The organism is Streptomyces sp. SP18BB07, from assembly GCF_036322545.1.
Lineage (GTDB): Bacteria > Actinomycetota > Actinomycetes > Streptomycetales > Streptomycetaceae > Streptomyces > Streptomyces deccanensis.
On record NZ_JAQYWT010000262.1, the window covers coordinates 64,497 to 88,584 of the forward strand.

Here is a 24,088-nt window from a genome sequence, read left to right on the forward strand (position 1 = left end):
CCTTGATCGGCCTGCTGGTTCTCGGTCGTTGTCGTACCAGTTGGGGCAGGACTTGAATCACCGTCCTGGTCGGAGCTACAGCCCGCGAGCGTTCCACCGCTTACCGTCACTAAGGCCGCTACAAAAGTCGCTGCAATGAGCCTGCGTTGCATGGTCATGCTCCCTTGACGTGCCTACAACTTTGGTACACCCGATCGGCTGACACGGCACTTCGGGACGCTCTTCAGGATTCCTTGCGTGCAGGTCCGAGCAGCCGAGCGAGGCGTGCAGCACTCTTCGGCCCCAAGCGTGTGGGGAACTTGGCCGCTTGGCGTTCGACAGCCCGATTCCACTGCTCGTTGTGGCGTCTCGTCACCGGGGCGCCTCGCGCTCTTCGCGCGCGATCTCGCGGTTCGTGGCGAGGTCTTCGGCGATCCCGGCGGCGATGAGGGCGGCGCCGGGGGTGTGGCCAGAGCCGACGTAACGCCAGTTCCGTTCGGCGACCGTGTCGCGGAGCGTGGTGTGGCCGAGGTGGTGGGCGCGTTCGGCGCGGAGTGCTGCGTAAGTGGTCGAGTAGGCACGGGATTTGGTGAGGATGTGGCCGCGGTATCCGAGAGTGTGTGTCCAGGCTCGGAGACGGAGGGGTGCGTACTCGGGGAGGCCGCCGAGGCGCCAGCAGGTACGCATCAGGGCGCGGACGTGTGCGCTGACGGGAGCTGAGTCGATGGCGTCGCGGGTGGTGAGCGGGTGGTCGAGTCCCGCGCCGGTTTCGCTTGCTCCCTTGGTCACGTACTTGGCGACGTACGCGGCCACGGCATCGTCATCGGGGCTGTCGCCGCTGACGCTCAGGGGCCGAGTGTCGACCTGGGAGCCCCAGCGGAGGGTCATTTCGCCAATGGCGGGTGTGTAGGGCGTATGGACTCGCACGCGTCGGGCGGAGGCACGTACGGCGTCGGTGAGGAGTTCGGCAGTGCCCCAGGCCGGGGGTTCGTCACCGGGACCGTTCGGGCCGTCGAGGCGGACGACGGCGTGGATGTGGACGGCCGCCCGTTTCTGGTACTCGGCGACGCGGGCGAAGGACAGTCGGGCGTGTTCGGCGAAGCGGGACTGTACGAGGCCGGCCGAGGTGGCGAGGCGCCGCCGGACGTCGATGACGAAGCGGTCCCACAGCTTGGAGGCGTGGGCGTGCCAGATGACGTGGCCGGTGTAGTCGTAGCAGTCGGGGCAGAGGGGTTGGCCGACGAGCGGTGCGTCCGGGGTGTGGACGGTGGCGCAGCCGAGGGGGCGCCCGTGCCCGCAGGTCCCGCCGTCGCGGCGGGGTCGGCAGAGGTCGTCCACGGCTCGGTGCACGGCGCCGAAGGACGGAGCGGTCAGTGTGACGAACAACCGGGGCCGGTGGCGGACTGTCGCGGGGATGTTCTTGCCGCCGAGGAGGCCCGCGCGGACGAGGTGGAAGGTGTCTCCGGCGTGGAGGCGGGAGCAGGGGGCGCAGACGGTTGCGCGGCGGTTGCGGCAGCGGACGAGGAGGCGTTCGCCGGGCTCATGTCGGGTGTCGTAGTGGTGGAGGATTTCGCCGGTGGTGGCGTCCAGGGTGGTGGTGGAGCCGGAGAGGTGGACGGGGTGGGCGCAGCCGCCGGTGGCGGTGATCTGTTCCAGCCAGCGGGCGAATTGTGGGTCTTGGGCGAGGTGGATGGTGTCGCGGTCGGTTTCGGGGAGTTGGCGCAGGCGCGCCGCGCGGTCGAGGGCGGCGCGCCTGTCTGCCGGGGTGTCGTGCGGGGTGATGGTGGGGCCCTTTCGGGGTGGGCCGCCGTGGCGGCATTGGTGAGGTGGGGTGGGGTGTTGTGGGTCATGGGGATCACTCCCTTGTGTGGGTCGGGTGGGTGGAGCGGGGGTTCAGCGGATGGTGCCGGTGCCCCGGCAGACGCGGCAGCGCCGGATGCGGCCGGTCCAGGTCCTACGGGCGCCGTCGCCCTTGCAGTACGGGCACCTCACGCGAGGCATGGGCATAGCTGGGGGTGTCCTCTCTGCTCTGCTCAGGTATGGGAGAAGCCGGTGATGAGCCAGGTCACGAGCCCGTGCACGGTGTGGATGACGGGGGTCTGGCCGAGGTAGAGGCCGAAGAGGCCGACGCAGACCGCTTCCCAGGCGCGGACGTCGCGGGAGCGGACGAGGAGGATGGTGATGATTCCGAAGATCACCGCGAACGTGAACGCCGTACCGATGCTGATCACTTGTCGTCTCCTTCCAGGGCGGCTAAGGCGTGGTCGAGGGTGGGCAGTTCCGGGGTCAGGGCGGCGTGTTTCCGGGCGGTGGCCATGGCTTCTTCGGTGGTGGTGAGGTGGGAGCGGGCGCGGTTCCATCCGCCGTCGGGGCCGGTGCAGACGGCCACGCCGCGTTCCTCCGCCGTGATCGACTGAGCGACGGCGGTGGCGTCCTTGTTGAGGTCGCCGAGGGCCATTTCGGCGGTGCCGGGGTCGTTGACGCGGTGGCAGATGCGGCCGCCGAGCTGGGCGCGCAGGGCGGTGACGCCGGGGCCGAGGTCGGAGCCGACGCGTTGGCCGGCCACGACGAGATGGATGCCGAGGGCGGCGCCGAGCTGGGCCAGGCGCAGCAGGAGCGTGGAGCACTGCTCTGCCTCTGCCTTGCTTTCGCGGGTGCCGTCGGACAGGTACAGTTCCGCGATCTCGTCGACCAGGACGACGACCGGGACGGGGCGAAGCTTGTCCGGGAGTTCCCAGATGGAGCGGACCCCGGCCGCCCGGCAGGTGCTCATGCGGTCCTGCATGTCGACGGCCAGGGCGGAGAGCACGGCGACCGCTTCCCTGCGGGAGGTCGCCAGCGCGCTCAACCGGTCGGCGAACAGGCCCAGTTCCATGCCGCCCTTGCAGTCGACGCCGACCAGCGCGACGCGTTGTGAGGCGAGTTGGGTGATGAGCCGGGCGAGGAGGGTGGACTTGCCGGAGCGGGTGGCGCCGACGATGAGCCAGTGCGGCACCGTGCGCAGGTTCATCAGCCACGCTCCGCCGGTCTCCAGTGCGCCGATGAGGGCGCAGAGCGGTTCGGCCGGAGCCGGGGCGGTGGCCCGGCCGGGGTGCTGAAGCGGGTCGTGGGCCATCGCGGTCAACTGGACGAGGCCGCGTTCGGGGGAGGTGACCCGTACCGCGTGCACCTTCCACGCGTGCACGAAAGCGTCCGCCGCCTTCAGATACGCCGCCGGGGTCTGCCCCGCATGCAGCCGCACCAGCACCGACAGCCCCATGGGGGTGGCGCGCGGGAAGGAGCGGCGCGGTGCCACCGGACGTACCGGATCGCCCTTGACCAGCAGGTGACCGACGAGGGTACGCGCCGGGAGCCGGGAGACGGCGAGGTCATTGAGCATGGTCACCCGCCGCCAGGTCGAGGCAACCCGCCATGCGGTGGCCGGGTAGCCGGCGAGGTACCAGTGCCACAGGGGGCGGTGGCGGCGCACCAGGTCGCCGACGACGAGCAGCCAGGCGAGCACGGCCAGGGCGAGGGCGATGACGTAGGGCTCCATCACGCCTCACCGCCCTTGCGCTGCGCCGCCGTCCCGGTCGTGGGAGTGGTCGGGGTGGTGGGGATGGGGGTGATGGCGTCCGCGCGGAAGCTGACGCCGTGGCGGTCGCCCATCGACCAGGCGAAGGCGGTCAGTCCGGTGACCTTGACGATCTGTCCTTCCTCGATCCCGGTGGGTTCGCCGCTGACGGCGATCTCGATGACGGAGATCCGCCGCCGGTCCTGCCGCACGGTGACGGCGACGGTGTAGACGGGGTTGCCGTCCCGGTCCTTCTTCACCTCCTGTGTCTCGGTGTTGCTGAACTTCACTTCCGGCGCGATGGCGCACCGCAGTACGCCGAGCCGTGCCGTGTCCACGGGAATGGACTGCATGATCTGTGGCCTCCCTGGCCGTTCACGACGCCAGTCTGATACTGACGTCACTTGTCCTAACGAGTGATGAGTGTGGAGTGCTGTACGGCGAGTGCGCAACTACTTATGCTGACGAGTGACGCCGCTCATGCGACGTGCTTATGACACCGACCCGTCGGAGATGCCCAGATGTCGGAGATCCAGCGCCCCGGAGCCCTCTACCAGCAGGTGGCCGCTGCCATCCGCGAAGCGATCCTGTCGGGCGAGTTCGAACCCGACTCCCTGTTGCCGTCCGAAGCCCAGCTCATGACCCGCTACGCCGTCTCCCGCCCCACCGTCCGCAACGCGATCGCCGCACTGCGCGCGGAGGGGCTGATCGATGTGCGCCACGGCAAGGGCAGTTTCGTGCGCTCCGGCGGTCAGCCGTCGCTGACGATCGAGCGCCGCATCAGCCGCACCGCCGACGGAAAGTTCGTCATGCCCGGCGGTGACGTGTGGCAGGAGAGCGAAGAGCCCACCAGCTACCGCACCCGCACCACGAAGACCACCGGCCGACTCCTCCGACTCGACGAGGAAGAAGCCCTGTTCGGGTGCGACCGGCTGCTGTTCGACCCGAGCACGGGCACGCGCGCGATGCACCGCACGTTGATCCCGTTCGCTGTGGCCGACGCCGTCCCGGCACTGGGGGAGGAGCCGTGCAAGCGCCCGGCAGCGTTCTACCGGCTGCTCACCGAGGCCGGCCACAAGCTCATGTGGTCGGAGACCGTACGCGCCCGCATGCCCCTGCCCGACGAGCGCACCACGCTCCAGCTCCCCGACGCGACCCCGATCCTGCACATCTCCCGCGTCACCCACGACACCGACGACCGCCCGCTGTTCCTCGAAGAACTCCGCGCCGGAGCCGACCGCGCCGAACTCGCCTACCGGATCACCGCCGACAAACAGCCCGCCCGACGCACCCGAACCTGACCGGCAACCCGCATCGGTCGAAACAGCCTTCACTTCCTCAAGGGCGCGCCTGCGGCGCGCCGGGACGCCCGGCCGCCCCGGCCGGGCATGCGGCGTGACCGCCGGTCCCGGCCGGACGCCAGGCGCCCCCACCGCAGCACGCCCGAGGCATCGAGGCGACGACCGACCGCCGAGGGCCGGAGCCCATGGGGCCGGGGGTCGCCGGCCGGTGAGACTTTAGGCAGCCACCATGGGGCGAGCCTCGAAGAACAGGGGGCCCATCGGGCACAACCACGGGCAGGTCCAGTACCTGCCCGATTCGCCGGGCGAGCGTAAGGCCCCCTGTCCACTCGCCCCATGGCAGCTCCCGCCCAAAGTCTCACCGGCCGACGACGTGCCCACGTGCACCACTCACCAGCGGAAACATCCCTCACCGCGCACCGCCGTCGCCACCGCCGAGCACCTCCAGAAGCCCGGCAAGCCGGTCCACGGTGTCAGGCCGACCCGCCAGGCGCACGACCCCGCGCCCGTCCTCGTTCGTCGAGGCGACCGCCCGCACGTCGGACAGCTCGAACCCGGCACCGAGCAACGCCCGGTTCAGCCGGTCGGCAGCCTCCCGCGCGACCCGCCACCCCGCCACGTAGTCGACACCGGGGACCCACAGACCGGAATCCATGCCCGCGATGCCGTCGAGTCCATTGCTCAGCCAGTCCTCACCCGCGCCAGCCACGGCGTCCACCTCAGCCCATTCCGATTTAACGGATCGTCAACTTCCGTGATTTCAGGGCCAGTAGCGACGCAACGCGACGGCCCCGGTACCATCAGGCACCGGGGACCGTCGCGTCCCCTGCCGGGCCACCCTTCGCTTTCCACGGCTGACGGGGTGGCCCGGTCTCGGTGTGTGGTTGTGAGGCGCGGCCCCTTCACGGGAGGGGAGCCCCCGAGGTGTTGCAAGGAACCGCGCCCCTTCGGCCGGGCGGGTCAGGCCCGGCCTGTTTCCGGGTCACTCTCCGCTCCCGATCGCGAGGGAGCCGAGCGGCACAGTGACCCGGGGCTCGTTAGCCCCACCGCTCCAGCCAGAGCCGGTCAAGATCCAGACGAGCCCACACCTGCTTGCCGCCCTTGCTCCCCGGCGACCACCACACCGCATCGGCCAGCCGCTGAACGATCAGCAGCCCACGACCTCGATCCGGCAACAGCGCTTCCGAGAAGTCGCCCGCCAGCTCCGGCGAGATGAACTCACCCGCCGCCAGCTCAGGAGGCGTCGAGTCCTCGTCCCCGACGCCGACGACCAGCAACTCCGGATACGTCATCAGCGACACGTCGATGCGCCGCGCCGCACCCGGCAACGCAAGGCGGTTGTCCGGCACCGCGTGATGCACGACGTTGCCCACCAGCTCCGACACGATGAGCACCGCGTCGTCCACCGCGTGCGGCAGATGCCAGGTCTGGAGATACGAACGAACCAGGTCCCGCGCGGCCTTGACGCAGTCCGGCGACTCGGCGAAGAGCGTCAGCGCCCGGAAGTGTCCGGTCGACGGGTCGTGCGCCGAGCGGCGGCGCGGAGGAGGCTCCACCGAGGCATTCACCGGGTGTTTGCTCTGCTGTGTTTCCACCGCGTTCCCTCCCGAGCACCGACGGGCTCTCTGGCCCGGTTGTATGTGCCGACCAGTGAACGACGCGGCGCCCGCAGTCGGGAGCGTTCACCAGGGGGTTCACGTGAACACCGGCAAACGGAAAGGGGGTTCAGTAATGAACCCCCTAGACGAGACCGCTGTGACACGATGGACACTCGCCGTAATGCTCGGGTGGGCAGGGGAGCATGAGCCGAGAGCCGAACGCGAAACTGATCGCGATCATGGAAGAGGCCAAGGTCTCGAACAAGGGCCTTGCCAAGCGCATGCAGGAGACCGCCGCACAGCGAGGCCTTGATCTCGGCACGACCCACATCTCCGTGCAGCGATGGCGGAACGGAACTGGCATCCGGCCTCAAGCGGCAGCGGTCATGGCGGACGTCCTGGGCGCCAAGCTGGGCCGCCGCATCACGCCCACCGATCTCGGCTTCGTCGATCTCTCACAGCCCGCCACGCCTCAACCGGTCGGCTACCCGAACACCATTCCCGACGCCCTGTCCATGCTCGACGGACTCACCCGAGAGCACGCCGACGCCCCTGCTTCGGACCAACTCGCGGTCGCAGACGCCGACATCAGCTCCGTCGTCCTGTCATGGATGATCACGCGCCCCGACGGCATCCAGGCCGACAGACCCGCTCACCGCAGAGTGGGCATGCGCGACGTACGCGCGATCAAGGAAGCAGCGGGCCTGTTCATGCAACTCGACTTCAAGTACGGCGGAGGCCACGGCCACAAGGCACTGCGCCACTACTTCCGCGAAGACGTGTTGCCCCTGCTGGACACGAGCTACAGCGAGAAGGTGGGCACCGCGTTATTCGGCGCCGCCGCCGAGATCTCCCAGTTGCTCGCATGGACCGCCTACGACGTCGGAAACCAACGGCTCGCCCACCGCTACCTGACCTCAACCCTGCGCCTGTCCCAGGTCATCGACGACCGCATGTTCGGCGCCCGCATCCTCGGCAACCTCAGCCACCAGGCGAACTACCTCGGCAACCACGCCCAGGCCATCCAACTCGCCCGCGCCGCCGTCGAGGGCGCCAAAGGCCGAGCCACCCCAAGAGCCCTTGCCAACTACTCGGCCATGGAAGCCCGCGCCCTGTCCAACGCGGGCGACGGCATCGCAGCAGCCCGCGCGATGAAGGAGGCAGAGCACCACTTCGGACGCGCCGACACCGCCGAAGACCCCGCATGGCTCGACTACTTCGACGAAGCAGAACTCATGGGCGAACTCTGCCACTGCTTCCGAGACCTCAAGATGCGCCGCGAAGCTGTCGAGCAGGCCCAACGCGCCGTGGACAGCACCGACCCGAAATACGCCCGCACCCTGGGCTTCTGCCGCATGGTGCTCGCCCAGAGCCAGCTACTCAACGGAGAGCTGGAAGCCGCCGTGACCACCGCGAGCCTCGCAGTCGACGGCGGCGATTCCCTCCAGTCAACCCGCTTCCAGCGCTACGTGACCGACTTCCAGAACGAAGTCAGCGTGCACGCGACGAACCCCACCGTGACCGCCTTCAACGAGAAGGTCCACGACGTCCTCAACCGACTCGACGAGGATGACGAGTAGCCGCTACCAGGGCTTCCAGTCGCGCGGCGCATCATCATTCCGCAGACCAGCGATGCGCCGGCGATACTCGGCCGCCGTCTCCGCATCCTCATGAATGTTCTGCATGAGCCACGTCGTCATGCCGAACTCTTGCAGCCCGCGCAGCGTCTCGTACCCCGGCCAGTCGTACAGGTCCCGCCCGTACGCTGCCACGAAGTCGGCGTATTGCTGATCGGTCTGCCATCCAAGACTGTGGTGCTCAGTGGCGGTGACCATGAGATCCCACTCCGGGTGATCGAAGCAGAAGGCTTCGAAGTCGATCAGGACCACCTGTCCCTGATCATCAACCATGAGGTTCTGCACGTGCGCGTCACCGTGGACCGGGCCCTTGGGCGTCTCGAACCGCAACTCGGCGTACCTGTCACGAAGTTCGTGCCACCGCTTCCGTAGAAACGCCTTGTCGTCCTCGGGGATGACCGCCCGGTCGAGCCGTAGCTGTTGCTTGTCGAAGGGATCGAACGAGGGCAGCTCAAGACCGTCCGGCACGGTCAAGGCGTGCAGATCCCGCAGCACAGCCCCCAACTCCCCGTACGACGCCTTCCGGTCCCCTTCAACGATCAGGTGCCAGAACGTCACCGGGTGACCGTCGATCAAGATCGCCTGATCAAGATCTTCGACGACACGAGCAGCGGGAAACCCCTCTTCTGCCAGCCACCGCGAGACAGCCACCTCTTTGCGCGCTGTGGTCAGCCACTCCGCCGCACGGGCCACGCGCACGATCACCGGCGCCGAAGCCAGCCGGAACAACGCGTTCTCCCCGAGCCGGATCAACTCCGCGCCTCTGTCGTCGAGCCCCACCGCCCGGCACGCGGCCACCATCACCCGCCCTGCAGCCGCCGACGTGAACCCCTCTTCCGATCGAGCAGCGTCAACCGCCATGCCCGTACCAGCTCCCCTAGTCGCGCGCGATCAACCGGCGCACGCCTACAGGGTGACCAACCCCGCGCACGCCAGACACGACGTTGACGGTACCCACCCGCAGGTGAACAAGACGAGATGTCTGTGCCGAGCCTTCCTACCGACAGCGCATTCGTCGGTGTGGGACGTCACGCTCAGGTGGGTCGCCGACGGGTTTTTTCAGGTCCACGAAATTGTTTGTTCCTCCGAGTGCGGCTCGCCTTCCTCGATCCACTTGTGGATCACGGTCCCCTGCCAGGCGACTCCGTCGTGAATGCCTACTGGAAAATCAACATAAGAGCGTGGAACGATGCGCTTGGCGGTCGTTTCACCGAAGAAAATTGGCGCCATTCCCTCATCGTCACTACGAATATCCAGGGTGACTTCCTCTGCCGCCCGGTTTCCAAGATTCTCTACACGTAGGCGGTGATTCACGGACTTTTGTTTTACGCGTCCTCGGCTATCCGTTGAGGACTCTCGATCGTAGAGATAGGTAGATCGCAAAATAGCGCCGGAGACCGATTCGGGAGTACTAGCATCGTCGCTGCTCAGATCTCCAAGATCGTAGGCATCACGCTCCAGGCACCTCCGGATTTTAGTGACTAGATCGTCTGTCGAGAGGTAACTACCTGTGAGGTTGCTCTCCTGGAGTTCGCTACGGAACTCGTTCAGTGCTGCGAGTTGTTCCGGATCGTGGTCACGTGACAAGTCGCCTTCGGAGAAGAACACATGTACTGCTGCTCCTCGGTCGTGAGCCCGAAGGATTTCCTCGGCCGTACCGGAGACAGCACGTCTGGTCGCCTTTCCAAGTCGGCTGTTGAATACAGCAATGACGATATCCGCTGCGTCAGCGAACTGATGATTAATCTCTTGCTGGGCATCTCTGGGGCCCATCATCGGAACGGATCCCAGCTCCCATCGCAGAGGTAGCAAGTGAATTTTTCGCCGCAGTGTGTGGTCACTGTTCCAGCTACGGATGACATCTTCCACTGCGTTCCTCTCGGGCGCGGTGTCGCTCGGAGAAGCAATCAGGACGCTCAACGTGATCGTTTGCAGGGCCATGGAGGCAGACTAACGTGAATCACCGGTACGCAGAGAGTCCTCTCCAGTGAACCGGGCCCTGGCTCCCTGTGGTTACCGTCGGCCATGAGCAAGAAAGCCAGCACCATTACCGGTGGTCGAGTAGCATCCAGCATCGTTTTGTGGAGGAACGCAACGTATGTGCGGTATGTGATCCTGGCGTGCATGCCCGCTTGCCCTCGTACGGGTTACGCAAACTGGAACGGTCACGTTTCGCAGAGGCGATGTGCTATGCCTGGTGCCATGACTAGCTACGAGCTTGCGCACCCCCTATACCTCGACGTGCAAATGATGGTCAGCTTTCTTGCGTATCTCGAAGGTGGGGTGTATCTCTCCAGCGAGGAGACCCTTCAGAGGGAGAAGCTTCGGGCAGGTAAAGCGAATAGCAACGATAATTATGTGAAGCTCCCTTCTCTGGGCGCGCTCCTGGGCACTGAGGCCGCCCTTACCTCGGAAAACAGTCATCCTCTTGGTGAAAACTCTGAAACAAAAGTGGCACGCCATCACACTGCGGCCAGCCTGTTCAACGCCCTGTACGGGTACTTGCATCAAGATGACGCAATTCTGACTCTCGAAGATCAAGGCCAGCTAGCCACGGTCAAATCTGGGGCGTTCGTCCGACTTTCAGGTCGTTACACCGGAAATCCGCTTGAGGAAATGCTGGCTATCTTCACTCAGGCGCTGTCATACATGGGGGGAGATTTCGCGCGATATTGAGGAAAAGCGTTCGCAGAAATCTGCGAACCGCAAGTCGGGTAACCCCCAGAATCGTGAACTGGCCGACCAGCAGGGCGCTCACCCTTACGCCGAAATTGGGGAGCAGTTTAGTGAATTTGAAAAGAGTATCGAGATGAGGTTTCTGAAGAGGATGAAGGAGGAGTTGGAGTCCTCGCCGATTCATGATGTTGTGCTCGAAACTGCGTCGGGCGTCAAGGCTGTTCTAACTGTATCTTCTGAATATTATGACGCGGCTGTTGCCGAGAGGCTTAGTTCCGGAGATTTTGTTGTGCTGGGCAAGGTGACGCGAGTTCTGCTTGAGGGTGAGTCTATCAATCTTTCGCGGCGAACTGTCGTAGGGAAGATGGGTGACGCGTCAGACTCCGTGACTGACACGATCGCCAATATTCCAGGGTTTACCCTCCAGTCTAGCGAGCCAGTTGTGAAGTATCCCGCGGTCCAGATCTTGCCGATGGCGATCTTTATCTGATCTTCCGTTGAAATTGAAATAGTGGGTGACGTGAAAGGCTCGCAGAGATCGCAAGATATCGTTGCCCTGTAATGTCAGAGTGTTCGCAAGAACCTTTCCACGTCCACCATGTTTACGGAGTTTCTGTCTTTCGGATGGACAATGATAGTCAACTGGCGAGAAACGATTTCCTCGCGGGAGGAGGCGACGAATGAGAGTGCGATCATCTTTATCAGGCTAGTTCGATCTAGTGCCCCCACACGCGCCAACTCTGACCCAATGATGGGAATGGATACCGGCTCAAGGCCGCCGTGGATTCTCACGGAATCCCAAGCGGACGTAAGGCTCTTCCATAGTGCATCAACGGAGCATCTAACTCGTAGGTCATTTCTCATGTACCCGTATGCAACGGCGTAAAATCGAATCTGTGAAATCCTGAGCACGATTGTCGTTCCGATGGGATATCTATTTCGCTTTCCTCTTTGCTTGTTCTCGACACTCTCTTCGCGAATCGGGTCAATGCTGGAAAGCTGAGTTTCAATAGCGGCGTCAAGTTCATCAGTGGATCGATGGAAGTGCCTCTCTTGAAGTTGCCCCTGTACGCTCCGGGGGTTTATTATGGCGCCATCTGCAAGGTCGGTGTCGAAAGTGTCCGTGAATCCAACGATCACATTTCCCGACTCATTCAATATGTCGCCGCACTTGATTTGGATTGTGAAATCCGGGTACGTGTAATTGTGGTTGGTCTCAAACTTAGGCCAAGAGTGCCAGACTCCGGCAAAAAGGCAACACGTGGCCAAAGAGGTCAGGATCCATATATCGAAACCTGTCAAGCTTGGCCATAGGGCGAGGGCGACCTGGAAGGCTGCGCTGAGCAATCCAAATGATGCCAATGATGCCGAAGCTATTGCACCGATTCCTTGGCGTGTGAACATCACTTCACGAGCGCCCTGGCGCATGCATACCACCTGTCCTTTTCGTCCTGAGGCGTAATTAGGTTGAGGCTTTACGGTTGAGTATCCCCCGAGGGGCGGTCTGCGATGCTGAGGGCAGGCGGGTAATTTGTTGTTGCGCGGATTGCGACACTCTTCTGTGCGACAAGTGCACGAACTGCTTCCTTGCCCCAACCAGTGATCGTTTTCTGGGGCGCCTCGCAGGTACGCATGTTGATGTTGCCCAGCTCCTGCGGGTAGCTGTATCGCTGTATGGGCAGGACTTGACCGACGCTCATGGAGCGCGGTGACAGACCGGTGTGCTCGGGGCAGGCGCCGGTCCTGCGGGATCTTCTCCGGTGTCTCGCGCCGTGGCATCGCAGTGCCGGCGGGCCGGTCGTCTGCTGTCTCCTGCGGGGGCAGATCGCGCTTCTGGGGCATATCTCCGATCGGTGGTCGATACTCTGCTCATCTGACGTCGCTTCAGAGATCAGGGGGAATGGTCATGTCGCAGGAGCCGTGGGCGGGGTTGTCAGAGGCCATCAGCGCGATCCGGGCAGAGTTGGAACAGGCCATGACCGATGGCCACGGGCACAAGATCCAGTTCCGCACCGGGCCAGTGGAAATGGAGTTTGCCGTGGACGTCAAGAAGGACGCCCAAGCTGGTGCGAAGGTGTCCATTCTGCCCTGGAGTGCGAGCGCAGAGGCCAAGGCTGGCTACGCGGCCGGGACTACGTCCCGTCTGAAGATCACTTTGCAGCCGGTCGACGAGCACGGCCAGGACCAGAACATCGGCGCCCAGAGCCAGCAACGCCCCAAGTAGCGCCAGCTGATGCCTGCTCGGTGAATTGCACAGAACGGGGACGTGTGCGTGGACGTGCGACGGGTGATGGAAGTCTGGGACCCGGCCGGAGGGATCGCCGGGACCGGCTATCTCATCACGGACCGGCTGATCTTGACCGCCTTCCACAACATCCAGCACGCCGGGTCTGCCTCTGATCGTGCCGTGGAAGTGCGGCGGCTGACCCGGCACGGGGATCAGGAGACTGCATGGATGTCAGCCGAGGTGCTGTGGCCTGAGCAGCCGCCCGACATCGTGCAGGACCCGCACACCGATGCCGCCTTGCTCTTGATCACCGACTCGGTCTGGAAACCTCCCGTCGCTGTAAAGCCGGTGCAATGGGGGCGGGTTCCCGTGGTGTCGGCGGGGTCGGCCGGGGCGCGAGTGGCTTGTGTCGCGGTGGGGTTCCCGGAGGCTGAGCAGCGGGGCGGCGCCCGGGACACCAAGGAGATCCGCGGGCACATCGAGGGCCTGACCGGACTGAAATCCGGCCTCATCACCGCCCATCTAGATGAAGTCGCCACTCCAGGCACCACAGGTGCGGTCTCGTCCTGGTCCGGGGCATCTGGGGCTGCCTTGTTCTGCGGAGACCTGTTGACCGGTGTCCTGACCACCGACCGCAAGAGGAACTACTCCGGTAACCAGCTCATCGCCGTCCCCCTGGCCACCCTTGCCGCACGGCCCGGCTTCGCCAGCACCATCAAGGCCGCCGGCAACCTACTGACACTCCAGGACATCACGGTCCCGCCCGGCGACGGCCGCTCTCCAGGGCCGTACGACATGGAGGTGCCGTCTGGCCTGAACAACCTCCCCGCCCTGCCCACAACCGTCTTCGTCGGCCGCGAAGAAGCCCTGGCATCCCTGTCCACAGCCATGGAGCGGGGCTCCAACGCGATCACCCAGACCGTCCAGGGACTCGGCGGCGTCGGCAAGACCACGCTGGCCCTGCACTACGCCCACACCCACCAGGACTCCTACCCGCTGATGTGGTGGATCCGCGCCGACACCTCCGAGCAGATCGTTGCCGACCTCGCAGACCTGACCACACGGATCCACGGCGCTGCAACGGGCCGGACCGTAGCCGAAGACGCCGACTGGGCCATCGGCTGGCTCCAGACACACCCCGGCTGGCTCCTTGTGCTCGACAACGCCGAACACCCCGACACCATCAGCCAGCTGCTGGGGCAGCTCCACCACACTGGACGCCACCTGATCACCAGCCGCTTCGCACACGGCTGGCCTTCCGATCCACTGGCGCTCCCGCTCCTCACCCCCAGTGCCTCACTCGACCTGATCACCCAGCTCACAGGCCTGACGGACCCCGCCAACCAGCGCCACGCCAGCCTGCTCGCTGAGGAACTCGGATACCTGCCCCTTGCCTTGGAGCAGGCCGGCGCCTTCATCGCCGAGAGCAGCATTCCCGTGAGTGAGTATCGGGACCTGCTCCGGCAGCACCCGGCCCAGACCACCAACACCCCTGCCGCAGGCCGTGATCCGCAGCGCACCATGGGCCGCATCTGGCGCATCACCCTCGATGCCCTTCACCGCGACACTCCTCTAGCTGTCGACATCCTGCGCGCCGCCGCCTGGTACGCCCCCGCCGCCGTCCCTCGCGCCCTGCTCGCGCCGTTGGCTGAAGACCCTGTCAGCTACACCAGGGCCCTGGGCCGACTCGCTGCCTACAACATGATCACCCTGGATACCGACACCCTCAGCATCCACCGCCTCATCCAGACTGTCGCGCGCACGCCCGACCCCACCACGACAGACGACGCCGACCCTCACCGCACCCGTGACACCATCACCACCGCCCGCCACCGTGCCACGGCCCTCTTGCGCACCGCACTGCCCGGCGAACCGGACACGAACGTAGCCGGATGGCAAGCCTGGCGAGTCCTGCTCCCGCACGCTGAAGCCCTCCTCGCCGCCGCCGACCCTGCCGACGACACGGAAGGCACCGATCTCCTCCTCACCGATACCGCCATCTACCTGCAAGGCCAAGGCCAGATCATCCAGGCCATCAGCTACAAAAAACGCTCCCTAGACGCATCCACCCGCCTCCACGGCCCCGACCACCCGTCCACGCTCACCTCCCGCAACAACCTCGCGGGTGCCTACCGTGCGGTGGGGGATCTCGGCCGGGCCATCCCGCTGTACGAGCAGACCCTCGCCGACCGCGTGCGGGTGCAGGGTGAGGACCACCCCCATACGTTCACCTCCCGCAACAACCTCGCGTACGCCTACGAGGCGGTGGGGGATCTCGGCCGGGCCATCCCGCTGTACGAGCAGACCCTCGCCGACCGCGTGCGGGTGCTCGGTGAGGACCACCCCGACACGTTCACCTCCCGCAACAACCTCGCGGGTGCCTACCAGGCGGTGGGGGATCTCGGCCGGGCCATCCCGCTGTACGAGCAGACCCTCGCCGACCGTGTGCGGGTGCAGGGTGAGGACCACCCGTCCACGTTCGCCTCCCGCAACAACCTCGCGTACGCCTACGAGGCGGTGGGGGATCTCGGCCGGGCCATCCCGCTGTACGAGCATGCCCTCGCCGACCGTGTGCGGGTGCTCGGTGAGGACCACCCGTCCACGTTCACCTCCCGCAACAACCTCGCGGGTGCCTACGAGGCGGTGGGGGATCTCGGCCGGGCCATCCCGCTGTACGAGCATGCCCTCGCCGACCGCGTGCGGGTGCTCGGTGAGGACCACCCCGACACGTTCGCCTCCCGCAACAACCTCGCGAGTGCCTACCAGGCGGTGGGGGATCTCGGCCGGGCCATCCCGCTGTACGAGCAGACCCTCGCCGACTGCGTGCGGGTGCTCGGTGAGGACCACCCGTCCACGTTCACCTCCCGCAACAACCTCGCGAGTGCCTACCAGGCGGTGGGGGATCTCGGCCGGGCCATCCCGCTGTACGAGCAGACCCTCGCCGACCGTGTGCGGGTGCTCGGTGAGGACCACCCGTCCACGTTCGCCTCCCGCAACAACCTCGCGTACGCCTACCAGGCGGTGGGGGATCTCGGCCGGGCCATCCCGCTGTACGAGCAGACCCTCGCCGACTGCGTGCGGGTGCTCGGTGAGGACCACCCCGACACGTTCGCCTCCCGCAACAACCTCGCGTACGCCTACCAGGCGGTGGGGGATCTCGGCCGGGCCATCCCGCTGTACGAGCAGACCCTCGCCGACCGCGTGCGGGTGCTCGGTGAGGACCACCCCGACACGTTCGCCTCCCGCAACAACCTCGCGGGTGCCTACGAGGCGGTGGGGGATCTCGTCCGGGCCATCCCGCTGTACGAGCGGGCCCTCGCCGACTGCGTGCGGATCCTGGGCGAGGACCACCCCACCACCCGTACTGTCAGCGACAATCTTGCCTACGCGAAATCGGCCAGCGCCTGATCTGCTCCGGCAGCAAGCAGCAACTTTCGCTTCATGCAGCCTCAACCTCCATGCCCGAACCAGCTCCCTTATCGCGCGCAATCGTTAGCGCACGCCCACGGCCGACCAACTCGACACGCATACGAAACTGACTCATCAAGCCCCCTGAGCAGCGGAGTTATCACTGTATGAGCCGGGCTTGACTGACATCGTTCGCGGGGCCTATCCGAGCGGCAGCTCGACACGTCGTCCGAGACCGATCTCGTCCGCCTCATCGTTCGTGACCACCGCGAAGACTCCGCCCGGGATGCCCGGAAGCCCAGCCGTGCGAGCCGCCACGGCCAGGAGATCTTCCTCGGCAGCCCCGGTGATGAAGAAGATGTACGCCTCGCCGTACTCCTCGCCATCGTCATACACCCCCGGCCGCCTCTTGCCCGGCGAGGAAGTCCTCGACCTGGTCGATCCACGGGAAGGGAGAGGAACCTTGCGGAGCGCCCGGGGCTTCCTGAAGGGGCACATGGATCTCAACGACGATGCCCATGAGGAACATTGTCGCTGGCCAAGGCCTGAACACACGTACCTACCCCGATCCCGGAAGCACCGCGAGGCGTGGTAAATCGCTGTGAACCGGACAATACGCGTTGGGGCTTGCCGGGGGCTTGCTTTCAGGGGCGTGAGTGACTGCCGGGCCAGGCGGCACACCCGACGGTATTCGGAGCGATTCGTTCCGGTACTCTGTGCCGCCCGACGCGCCAGGGGGGAACTATGCATAAGAAGACGATCACTGTTGCGTCGTGCCTGTTCATGGGCGCCCTTGCGGTCGGTTGTGCTGACGTCGGTGACACGGCCGAAACGGCTGACACGCGCTCCGCCAGCCAGCTGCTCGACGACGCCGATCGCATGATGAGGCTGCTCACGTCGGTGACCGTCACCACGGATGTCACCGCTGCCTCCGGCGGTGCCAAGCTCCATTCCAGCCGCCTGACGACCGATCTCAAGAGCAGATGCACCTTGAAGGCGACCATGTCCTATGGCTCCGCGGTGGCAGAGATGGAGCAGATCCGGATCGGTGAGACGGACTACATCCACCCCAACGACGTGTACCTGGAGTCGTGGTCGCGGAAGACGGTCCCCGCGATGCGACAGAAACCCTGGCTCAAGAGCCCGGTGAGCGCGGCGAGGGGGGCTGACAACCTGGCCGATTGCGCGTGGGCCTATTCCTCCTCGTCGGGCAACGCGATAAAGGGCGACCCGACCGAGGTCGACGGCGAGCCGGTCATCCCGGTGAAAGTGACGGACGCAGAGTTCGAGGACACATCCTCCACCTACTACGTCGCGGCCAAGGGCAAGCCGTACCTCTTGCGGATCGACTACAGAGACTCTCACTTCCACCGAATCAAGAGGTTCAGCGGTTTCGGTGACCCTGTGAACATCCAGCCCCCGCCGACGGCCGATGTCCTGGATCTGAGCGGCCTGTCATCGGACGAATCCTAATTACCGTATGAGCAAGACTTGACCGACGACTCCCGCAGGGCGGCGATGGGCGCCAACTCGGCCTTCGTCTGGGCCCACAGGACCAGTCCGTACGCCACCACGGACAGCGCCGCGCCGAGGAGGCCCACCCCGGCGAACGGCCGGAGCAGCGCGACCGTCCGCCCGCGCCACCGCCAGACCGCGTACGCGGGGATCGCGAGCCCCTCCAGCGCCATCAGCCAGGCGATGTAGCCCATGGCGGACCCGGAGGCCCGGACACCGAGGCCGTCGACGACCGTGTACGCGGCGATCGACAGGCCCGTGGCCAGTGCCGCCCCGATCGCCGCCCAGTGCGGCCGGCCGCCGCGCAGACCCCACAGCGCGACCCCGGTCAGCCCGGCGCAGCTCAGCAGGATGCCGGCCGCCGCCCAGCCGTCCGGCACCTCGTGCGCGAAGACGGCGGCGAGGACGGTGACGACGAGGGGCGCGGAGCCGCGCGCGATCGGGTACGCCTGGCCGAAGTCGCCCAGCCGGAAGGACGTCATCAGCAGCACGTAGTACACGAGGTGGATGACCGTCGACGCGATCAGATACGGCCACGCCCCCGCCTCCGGGAGCGGGACGAACGGCACCATCGCGAAGCCGATCAGCGCGCCGCCGCCGGCTATCAGCGTGAACCCGACGAGCTTGTCGGTGATCCGGTGGGCGATCGCGTTCCAGCTCGCGTGGGTGACGGCGGCGAGCAGGACCGCCGCGGTGACGAGGGGCGTCACGCGTCGCGCTCGCCCTCGCGGACGTCCACGCCCTCGCGGACGTCCACGCCCTCGCGGACGTCCACGAGGGTGGCGCCCGCGTGCGCGATCAGCGACTTGGGGTCCATGGGGAAGACGGTGTACGGGGTGCCGGCCGCCGCCCACACCGTCGTGTGCGCGAGGAGCGAGCGGTCCGCGAGGACGCGTGTGCGCGTCCGGTGCCCGAAGGGCGGGACGCCGCCGATCGCGTACCCGGTGGTCTCCCGTACGACGTCGGCGCGGGCCCGGGTGACCTTCGTGGCGCCGAGTTCCCGCCGGACCAGCTCCACGTCGACGCGGGACGCGCCGTCCATCAGCACCAGCACGGGGACGCCGTCCGCCGCGAAGATCAGCGACTTGCAGATCTCGCTCAACTCGCAGCCGAGGGCGGCGGCGGCCTCCGCGGCGGTGCGGGTGGCTTCCGGGAAACGGCGGATGCGGGGGTGGAGGTCGCCGAGGCCGAGGGTGGTGAGGGCTTCGGCGAAGCGGGGGTGGGCTACGGGGCCGTCGGTGTCCGGTGCGTCGGTGGTCATGTGCGGCACGGTAGTGGTGGGTGTAGCGGCCATGCGAGTGGGTTGTTCGGTGCGTTGGCGGGTGCGGGTGAGTGGGGCTTCTCGCGCAGTTCCCCGCGCCCCTGAAAAGCCGGGGCTGCGCCCCGTGCTTTTCAGGCCCGCAGCCATCCAGCCACAGAGACGGCACTGGACCGACAGATCCGTTTCGCTGACGATCGGGGGATGACAGAAACCCCGGCCGCCGACGACACCCGCGCCTTCCTCATCCTGCACGGCTGGCAGAACCACCGCCCGCCCACCCACTGGCAGCACTGGCTGGCCGACCGCCTCACCGACCTGGGCCACGAGGTCGCCTACCCCCAGCTCCCGGAGGCGGACGACCCGGACCTGGAGCGCTGGCTGGCGGAACTGGACGCGCTGCTCGGCGAGTTGGCGGGGCGGCGGATCACCGTGGTCTGCCACAGCCTGGCCTGTCTGCTGTGGCTGCACGCGGTCGCCCGGGACGGCATCCTGTCCGGCCCGGTCGACCGCGTCCTCCTCGTGGCCCCGCCGTCCCCCGAGTTCGCCCTGAAGCAGCCGGAGATCGCCGAGTTCGCCCCGCCGCCGCTGACCCCGGAGCGGCTGGCCGCGTCGGCGACGTACACCCGGGTCGTCGGCAGCGACAACGACCCGTACTGCCAGCCGGGCGCGGCCACCGCGTACGCGCAGCCCCTCGGCCTGCCCGCGGACGTGCTGCCCGGCGAGGCCCACCTCAACCCGGACTCGGGCTACGGCCCCTGGCCGTCGATGCTCGACTGGTGTCTGCGCCCGGCGTCCGAGGCGTACGAGGACATGCCGATCCGGGAGCGCTCCGCGCAGCGGACGGACGCGGCGGGCGACTGAACCGCCGGCCATCGGCCGCCGACCACCGCTATCGGCCGCCGACCACCGGCCGCCGACTACCGGCACCACCGGTCATCGGTCGCCCGCCGTCGGCCGGTGTCAGCCGCCGCTGCCCGCCTTGAGCAGCGCGGCCACGATCGGGCCCGCCGACTCGCTGCCGTGGCCGCCCTGTTGGACGACTCCGGCGGAAGCCAGGTCGCCCTTCCAGGCGGTGAACCAGCCGTTGGGCTCCTTCTGGCCGTCGACCTCGGCGGAGCCGGTCTTGGCACCGTAGTCGGGGCCGAGACCCGACATCGCCTCGGCCGCCGTACCGGCTGCGGCGGTGTACTGGAGGAGTTCGCGGAGCTGGGCGCGGACCGTCGCGGACATGGGCCGGGCGGCGGTGGCCAGGGTGCGGTCGTCGACGGACGGCGGGACCAGGTAGGGCTGCTTGAAGACGCCCGTCTTGGCGGTCGAGACCACCGACGCCATGTTCAGCGGGTTCATCCGCACCCCGCCCTGGCCGATCAGCGAGGCCGCCATCGGGGCGTCGCTCTGGACCGGCACCGCGCCGTCGAAGCTGGAGACGCCGATGGCCCAGTTGTTCAGGCCGAGCCCGAAGACCTGCTGGGCCTCCTGGGTCAGGGAGTCGTCGTCCAGCTTCTTCGCCTGGGAGATGAAGGCGGTGTTGCAGGAGCGGGCGAAACTCGCCTTGAACGTGCCGCCCTTGATCTCGAACTTGTCGTCGTTCTGGAACTTCCAGCCGCCGTACGACGAGAACTTGGGGCACGGGTGGCCCTTGTCCGCCGAGGCCAGGCCCTTGTCGATGAGCAGGGCCGACGACACGATCTTCATCGTGGAGCCGGGGGCCAGCGACCCCTGGAACGCCACGTTGAAACTGCTGGAGTTGGCCGCGGCGAGGATCTCGCCGGTCGAGGGCCGCATCACGACCACCGACGCCCGCTTCGTGGCCGCCACCTTCTCCTCGGCGGCGGCCTGCAGCGACGGGCTGAGCGTCGTCCGCACCTCGCCCGGAGTGCCCTCGCTCAGCTCCAGCAGCGTCTTGTCGGCGGCCTTCTCCTTGGTGGACTTGGTGGACTTGGTGGAGTTCGCGGACTGGGCGGACTTGGCGGAGTCCTTGGGGTCGGCGCGGACGATCCGCAGTTCGACGCCCGCCTTGCCGCCCGCCTTCTTGCCGTACTTCTCCCGCAGACCGTCCAGCACCGAGCCCAGCGACGGGTACTTCTTCGTCGTCAGCTCGCCGCCGTCCCGGTCGAGGGCCTTCACCGGGGGCGTGCCCGCCTCGCCGGTCACCAGCCGGTCGCCCTCGGTGAGTTCGGGGTGGACGACGGACGGCTGCCAGCCGACGACGGGTTCGCCGTCCTTCTCCGCCCGTACGACGGTGAGGGCGGACTTGTAGGTCAGCGGCTTCTCGGTGCCCTGGAAGGAGACCGTGCCCTTCACCGTGAACGGCACGGTGTCGCCCGAGCGCTTGCCGCGGGTGAGGGTGACGTCCTTGACGTGGGCGTCCTTGGTGAAGCCGGTCAACGCCGTGGTGGCGGCCGCCGAGTCGTCCGTGGCGGCGGCGGCCTTCGCGACCGTGCCCTTCTGCCAGGCGGTGAGGAACGTGGTCGCGGCCGTGCGGACCTCGGCGGCGGACAGGGGGCCGGTCTTCACGGCCTTGGCGTCGGCCGAGCCGTCCTCGGCGGCCGCGCCCGCGCCGAACACCGTGTACACGGCCATCGCGCCACCGCCGAGGGCCGCGACCGCGACTCCGCCCAGCACGAGGTGCCGCCGTGACCTCCCCGACTTCGCGGCCTTCCGCTCGTCGACACGCCTTCTCTTACCCACGCTCCCGACCTTCCGCTGCCCCCGGCTGCCTCTCGTCGCTCAACGAGAACCACCACACTAGAGTCCCGCGGATCACTCCGTGGGGTTGGGCCGAAGAGGGCGCGTTGTCGGGTGCGGGTGCGTGGGGCTTCTCGCGCAGTTCCCCGTGCCCCCAGAAGACCAGGCCCCTGCGGGCCTGAAAAGCACGGGGCGCAGCCCCTGCTTTTCAGGGGTGCGGGGAACTGCGCGAGCAACCACGAACCACCTGCACCCGGCGACGAACCGGCCCCTCACCCCCCGGCCTTCAGCACATCCACCACGATCGGCCCGGCCGCCTCGCCGCCACGCCCACCGCCCTCCGACATCGCCGCCGCGGCCACATCCCCCCGGAAACCGGTGAACCAACTGTCCGCCACCGCCTGCCCGTCGATCTCCGCGGACCCGGTCTTCGCCCCGATGTCCCCGCTCAGCCCGGCCATGACGGTCTGCGCGGTCCCCTGCGTCGCGGTCAGCCTCATCATCTGCTTCAACTGCGACGCCGTACTGGCCCGCAATCCCTCCGCGGTGGCCAACTCCCGGTCGTCCAGCTTCGGCGACACCAGGTACGGCTGGCGGAACCGTCCCGTGATCGCCGTGGAGGTCACCGAGGCCATGTTCAGCGGGTTCATCAGCACATCGCCCTGTCCGATGGCGTTGGCGGCCCGGTTCGGCCCGTCGGACGGCGGCACCTTGCCGTCCATGGAGGCGATGCCCGTCTTCCAGTCGTCCCGGCCGATCCCGAACCGGTTCTGCGCCTCCTCGGTCAACGACGCGTCGGTCAGCGGCTTTTCGTCGATCAGCTTGATGAACGCCGTGTTGCAGGACCGCTCGAACGCGTTGGCGAGCGTGGCGTTCGGTGTCTCGTCGGCCTTCAGACCCGGCAGGTTCTTGAAGGTCTGGCTCTGCCAGGTGGCCGTGTCGGGGCAGGGGGCGGGGCCGTTCATCGAGGTCACGCCGTTGTCGATGAGCATCGCGGCGGTAACGATCTTCATCGTGGAGCCGGGCGGCAGTTCGCCCTGGAAGGCCGCGTTGAAGCCGTCCTGGCGGTTGTTGGCGACGGCCAGCACCTCCCCGCTGCTGGGCTGCAGCGCGACCACGGACGACTCGCCGAACTTCTTGACCGCCGTCTCGGCGGCCGCCTGCACGCGCGCGCTGATCGTCGTCTCCAGCTTGCCGGCCTCGCCCTCGACGAGGGTCAGCAGCGTGGTGTCGCCCGCGTTCGTGGTGGTGTGGCGGATGCCCAGCTCGATGCCGGGGGTGCCGCCCGCGTCGGCGCCGTAGCGTTCGCGCAGGGTGTCGAGGATCGGTCCCAGCGAGGGGTACTTCTCCTTGGTCAGCACCTTGCCGTCCCGGTCCACGGCCTCGATGGGCGGCGCCGCCGCCTCGCCGACGAACAGGCGGTCGCCGGCCTTCAGCTCGGGGTGCACGACGGCCGGCCGCCAGTCGACCAGGGCCCGCCCGGTCGTCTTCCCCCGCACGACGGTCAGCCGGCTCTTGTAGGCGAGCTTCTCGTTCTTCCCGTCGTACGACACCGTGGCGGCGACGGTGTACGGGACGGTCCGGTCTCCCGAGCCGGTGGGCTTGCCGGGCTCGATCTTCACGTCCGCGATGCGGGCGGCGTCGACGAAACTACCGAACACGGCCTGCGCGTCCGCCGCGTCGTTCGTGTACGAGGAGGCCGTGGCCGCGTCGCCCTTCTCCCAGGCGGCGAAGAACTTCTCCGTGGTCTCCCGCACCTCGTCCGCGCTCGGCGGCCCGGTGCGCTTCTCGACGCCCCCGCCCTCCCCGTTGAGCGCGGTCACGAAGTTGTACCCGCCGTACCCGGCGCCCCCCACCATCGCGGCGAACACCCCGCCGACTATGGCGACCTTGACCCCCTTGCGCATGACGCGTTCCCTTCCCCGTAACCCCGTAGTGGCTCCCGTGCGACCCCGAACACCCTTTGAACACGTTCAGAAACCGCTTGCCGAGGCTCACTGTAAACACGAGGCAGTAACGCGTGGGAAAAATGCGCCCTGTGTGTGCCCTGATTGTTAGCCCAGAACCCCAGCCGAACCGGATTCAGGCCACCACGACCCCGTATCCGGCCACACGAGGCGCGGCCGCCGGCCACACGAGGCGCGGCCGCCGGCCACACGAGGCGCGGCCGCCGGCCACACGAGGCGCGGCCGCCGGCCACACGAGGCGCGGCCGCCGGCCACACGAGGCGCGGCCGCCGGCCACA

At 67.1% G+C, this 24,088-nt stretch carries 23 protein-coding genes; 8 read left to right on the plus strand and 15 right to left on the minus strand.

Annotated elements, in window-relative coordinates; all coding sequences use genetic code 11:
- Positions 1 to 351 precede the first annotated feature (351 nt).
- The 4 genes from PUR53_RS11245 to PUR53_RS11260 form a co-directional block, all read right to left on the minus strand.
- The gene (locus PUR53_RS11245; RefSeq protein WP_329900587.1) at positions 352 to 1,704 is read right to left on the minus strand and encodes a replication initiator; all 1,353 of its coding nucleotides are present in this window, start codon (positions 1,702 to 1,704) and stop codon (positions 352 to 354) included.
- A 308-nt stretch (positions 1,705 to 2,012) separates the two neighbouring features.
- Positions 2,013 to 2,210 (minus strand): hypothetical protein, encoded by a 198-nt coding sequence (locus PUR53_RS11250; protein WP_329908192.1) that lies wholly within the window; start codon positions 2,208 to 2,210, stop codon positions 2,013 to 2,015.
- Positions 2,207 to 3,514, minus strand: a complete 1,308-nt coding sequence (locus PUR53_RS11255) for an FtsK/SpoIIIE domain-containing protein (protein ID WP_329900588.1) — start codon at positions 3,512 to 3,514, stop codon at positions 2,207 to 2,209. Before PUR53_RS11255 ends, PUR53_RS11250 begins: the two co-directional genes overlap by 4 nt.
- Complete coding sequence (locus PUR53_RS11260; RefSeq protein WP_329900568.1) at positions 3,514 to 3,885, minus strand: SCO3933 family regulatory protein; 372 nt, start codon at positions 3,883 to 3,885, stop codon at positions 3,514 to 3,516. The genes PUR53_RS11255 and PUR53_RS11260 overlap by 1 nt, the downstream gene beginning before the upstream one ends.
- A gap of 168 nt (positions 3,886 to 4,053) precedes the next feature.
- Here PUR53_RS11260 and PUR53_RS11265 point away from each other — a divergent pair, with 168 nt between their 5' ends.
- Positions 4,054 to 4,833, plus strand: coding sequence for a GntR family transcriptional regulator (locus PUR53_RS11265; protein WP_329900569.1), 780 nt, complete (start codon positions 4,054 to 4,056; stop codon positions 4,831 to 4,833).
- Between the two features lie 409 nt (positions 4,834 to 5,242).
- Here PUR53_RS11265 and PUR53_RS11270 read toward each other — a convergent pair whose 3' ends face one another.
- Complete coding sequence (locus PUR53_RS11270; protein WP_329900570.1) at positions 5,243 to 5,542, minus strand: hypothetical protein; 300 nt, start codon at positions 5,540 to 5,542, stop codon at positions 5,243 to 5,245.
- Between the two features lie 328 nt (positions 5,543 to 5,870).
- Entirely contained in the window at positions 5,871 to 6,428 is a 558-nt protein-coding gene (locus PUR53_RS11275) for an ATP-binding protein (RefSeq protein ID WP_329900571.1), read from the minus strand.
- Between the two features lie 206 nt (positions 6,429 to 6,634).
- Here PUR53_RS11275 and PUR53_RS11280 point away from each other — a divergent pair, with 206 nt between their 5' ends.
- On the plus strand, positions 6,635 to 8,011 hold the full coding sequence (locus tag PUR53_RS11280) for a sporulation protein (protein ID WP_329900572.1): 1,377 nt from the start codon (positions 6,635 to 6,637) through the stop codon (positions 8,009 to 8,011).
- 3 nt (positions 8,012 to 8,014) lie between these two features.
- Here PUR53_RS11280 and PUR53_RS11285 read toward each other — a convergent pair whose 3' ends face one another.
- Complete coding sequence (locus tag PUR53_RS11285; RefSeq protein ID WP_329900573.1) at positions 8,015 to 8,929, minus strand: phosphotransferase enzyme family protein; 915 nt, start codon at positions 8,927 to 8,929, stop codon at positions 8,015 to 8,017.
- 198 nt (positions 8,930 to 9,127) lie between these two features.
- On the minus strand, positions 9,128 to 10,009 hold the full coding sequence (locus tag PUR53_RS11290; RefSeq protein ID WP_329900574.1) for a hypothetical protein: 882 nt from the start codon (positions 10,007 to 10,009) through the stop codon (positions 9,128 to 9,130).
- A 261-nt stretch (positions 10,010 to 10,270) separates the two neighbouring features.
- Here PUR53_RS11290 and PUR53_RS11295 point away from each other — a divergent pair, with 261 nt between their 5' ends.
- Together PUR53_RS11295 and PUR53_RS48135 are read left to right on the plus strand one after the other, a co-directional pair.
- Complete coding sequence (locus tag PUR53_RS11295; RefSeq protein ID WP_329908193.1) at positions 10,271 to 10,744, plus strand: DUF6414 family protein; 474 nt, start codon at positions 10,271 to 10,273, stop codon at positions 10,742 to 10,744.
- Positions 10,677 to 11,234: a DUF6414 family protein gene (locus PUR53_RS48135; protein ID WP_443080290.1), complete on the plus strand. Its 558-nt coding sequence runs from the start codon at positions 10,677 to 10,679 to the stop codon at positions 11,232 to 11,234. Before PUR53_RS11295 ends, PUR53_RS48135 begins: the two co-directional genes overlap by 68 nt.
- Positions 11,235 to 11,308: 74 nt before the next feature.
- On the opposite strand, the gene PUR53_RS11305 is transcribed toward PUR53_RS48135, so the two are convergent.
- Positions 11,309 to 12,172, minus strand: coding sequence for a macro domain-containing protein (locus tag PUR53_RS11305; RefSeq protein ID WP_329900576.1), 864 nt, complete (start codon positions 12,170 to 12,172; stop codon positions 11,309 to 11,311).
- Between the two features lie 478 nt (positions 12,173 to 12,650).
- On the opposite strand from PUR53_RS11305, the gene PUR53_RS11310 reads away from it, so the two are divergent.
- A complete protein-coding gene (locus tag PUR53_RS11310; RefSeq protein ID WP_329900577.1) occupies positions 12,651 to 12,968 on the plus strand; it encodes a trypco2 family protein in 318 nt (105 codons plus the stop codon).
- Positions 12,969 to 13,016: 48 nt separating this feature from the next.
- Positions 13,017 to 16,379 (plus strand): tetratricopeptide repeat protein, encoded by a 3,363-nt coding sequence (locus PUR53_RS11315; protein WP_329908196.1) that lies wholly within the window; start codon positions 13,017 to 13,019, stop codon positions 16,377 to 16,379.
- 201 nt (positions 16,380 to 16,580) lie between these two features.
- Here the strand turns inward: PUR53_RS11315 and PUR53_RS11320 are convergent, their stop codons facing one another.
- Positions 16,581 to 16,775, minus strand: a complete 195-nt coding sequence (locus PUR53_RS11320) for a hypothetical protein (protein WP_329895417.1) — start codon at positions 16,773 to 16,775, stop codon at positions 16,581 to 16,583.
- Positions 16,768 to 16,899 (minus strand): hypothetical protein, encoded by a 132-nt coding sequence (locus PUR53_RS11325; protein WP_329895418.1) that lies wholly within the window; start codon positions 16,897 to 16,899, stop codon positions 16,768 to 16,770. Before PUR53_RS11325 ends, PUR53_RS11320 begins: the two co-directional genes overlap by 8 nt.
- A 224-nt stretch (positions 16,900 to 17,123) precedes the next feature.
- Here PUR53_RS11325 and PUR53_RS11330 point away from each other — a divergent pair, with 224 nt between their 5' ends.
- Complete coding sequence (locus tag PUR53_RS11330; RefSeq protein ID WP_329895419.1) at positions 17,124 to 17,852, plus strand: hypothetical protein; 729 nt, start codon at positions 17,124 to 17,126, stop codon at positions 17,850 to 17,852.
- Here PUR53_RS11330 and PUR53_RS11335 read toward each other — a convergent pair.
- Together PUR53_RS11335 and PUR53_RS11340 are read right to left on the minus strand one after the other, a co-directional pair.
- Positions 17,849 to 18,604 (minus strand): DMT family transporter, encoded by a 756-nt coding sequence (locus PUR53_RS11335; RefSeq protein ID WP_329908198.1) that lies wholly within the window; start codon positions 18,602 to 18,604, stop codon positions 17,849 to 17,851. The two genes, PUR53_RS11330 and PUR53_RS11335, sit on opposite strands and share 4 nt — an antisense overlap.
- Positions 18,601 to 19,155: a YbaK/EbsC family protein gene (locus tag PUR53_RS11340; protein WP_329908199.1), complete on the minus strand. Its 555-nt coding sequence runs from the start codon at positions 19,153 to 19,155 to the stop codon at positions 18,601 to 18,603. Before PUR53_RS11340 ends, PUR53_RS11335 begins: the two co-directional genes overlap by 4 nt.
- A gap of 201 nt (positions 19,156 to 19,356) precedes the next feature.
- Between PUR53_RS11340 and PUR53_RS11345 the strand changes: the two genes are divergently transcribed.
- Positions 19,357 to 20,016: an RBBP9/YdeN family alpha/beta hydrolase gene (locus tag PUR53_RS11345; protein ID WP_329908200.1), complete on the plus strand. Its 660-nt coding sequence runs from the start codon at positions 19,357 to 19,359 to the stop codon at positions 20,014 to 20,016.
- Positions 20,017 to 20,115: 99 nt separating this feature from the next.
- Here PUR53_RS11345 and PUR53_RS11350 read toward each other — a convergent pair whose 3' ends face one another.
- Together PUR53_RS11350 and PUR53_RS11355 are read right to left on the minus strand one after the other, a co-directional pair.
- The gene (locus tag PUR53_RS11350) at positions 20,116 to 21,846 is read right to left on the minus strand and encodes a penicillin-binding transpeptidase domain-containing protein (RefSeq protein WP_329908201.1); all 1,731 of its coding nucleotides are present in this window, start codon (positions 21,844 to 21,846) and stop codon (positions 20,116 to 20,118) included.
- A gap of 269 nt (positions 21,847 to 22,115) precedes the next feature.
- Positions 22,116 to 23,750 (minus strand): penicillin-binding transpeptidase domain-containing protein, encoded by a 1,635-nt coding sequence (locus PUR53_RS11355; protein ID WP_329895424.1) that lies wholly within the window; start codon positions 23,748 to 23,750, stop codon positions 22,116 to 22,118.
- Positions 23,751 to 24,088 lie beyond the last annotated feature (338 nt).

Bases quoted from the DNA above. Each gene is read 5' to 3' on its own strand.
- PUR53_RS11280 (WP_329900572.1), top strand. From the start codon at position 6,635: ATGAGCCGAGAGCCGAACGCGAAACTGATCGCGATCATGGAAGAGGCC.
- PUR53_RS11345 (WP_329908200.1), top strand. From the start codon at position 19,357: ATGACAGAAACCCCGGCCGCCGACGACACCCGCGCCTTCCTCATCCTG.
- PUR53_RS11330 (WP_329895419.1), top strand. From the start codon at position 17,124: ATGCATAAGAAGACGATCACTGTTGCGTCGTGCCTGTTCATGGGCGCC.
- PUR53_RS11265 (WP_329900569.1), top strand. From the start codon at position 4,054: ATGTCGGAGATCCAGCGCCCCGGAGCCCTCTACCAGCAGGTGGCCGCT.
- PUR53_RS11305 (WP_329900576.1), bottom strand. From the start codon at position 12,172: ATGCGCCAGGGCGCTCGTGAAGTGATGTTCACACGCCAAGGAATCGGT.
- PUR53_RS11260 (WP_329900568.1), bottom strand. From the start codon at position 3,885: ATGCAGTCCATTCCCGTGGACACGGCACGGCTCGGCGTACTGCGGTGC.
- PUR53_RS11340 (WP_329908199.1), bottom strand. From the start codon at position 19,155: ATGACCACCGACGCACCGGACACCGACGGCCCCGTAGCCCACCCCCGC.
- PUR53_RS11295 (WP_329908193.1), top strand. From the start codon at position 10,271: ATGACTAGCTACGAGCTTGCGCACCCCCTATACCTCGACGTGCAAATG.
- PUR53_RS11285 (WP_329900573.1), bottom strand. From the start codon at position 8,929: ATGGCGGTTGACGCTGCTCGATCGGAAGAGGGGTTCACGTCGGCGGCT.
- PUR53_RS11325 (WP_329895418.1), bottom strand. From the start codon at position 16,899: ATGGGCATCGTCGTTGAGATCCATGTGCCCCTTCAGGAAGCCCCGGGC.
- PUR53_RS11255 (WP_329900588.1), bottom strand. From the start codon at position 3,514: ATGGAGCCCTACGTCATCGCCCTCGCCCTGGCCGTGCTCGCCTGGCTG.
- PUR53_RS11290 (WP_329900574.1), bottom strand. From the start codon at position 10,009: ATGGCCCTGCAAACGATCACGTTGAGCGTCCTGATTGCTTCTCCGAGC.
- PUR53_RS11355 (WP_329895424.1), bottom strand. From the start codon at position 23,750: ATGCGCAAGGGGGTCAAGGTCGCCATAGTCGGCGGGGTGTTCGCCGCG.
- PUR53_RS11310 (WP_329900577.1), top strand. From the start codon at position 12,651: ATGTCGCAGGAGCCGTGGGCGGGGTTGTCAGAGGCCATCAGCGCGATC.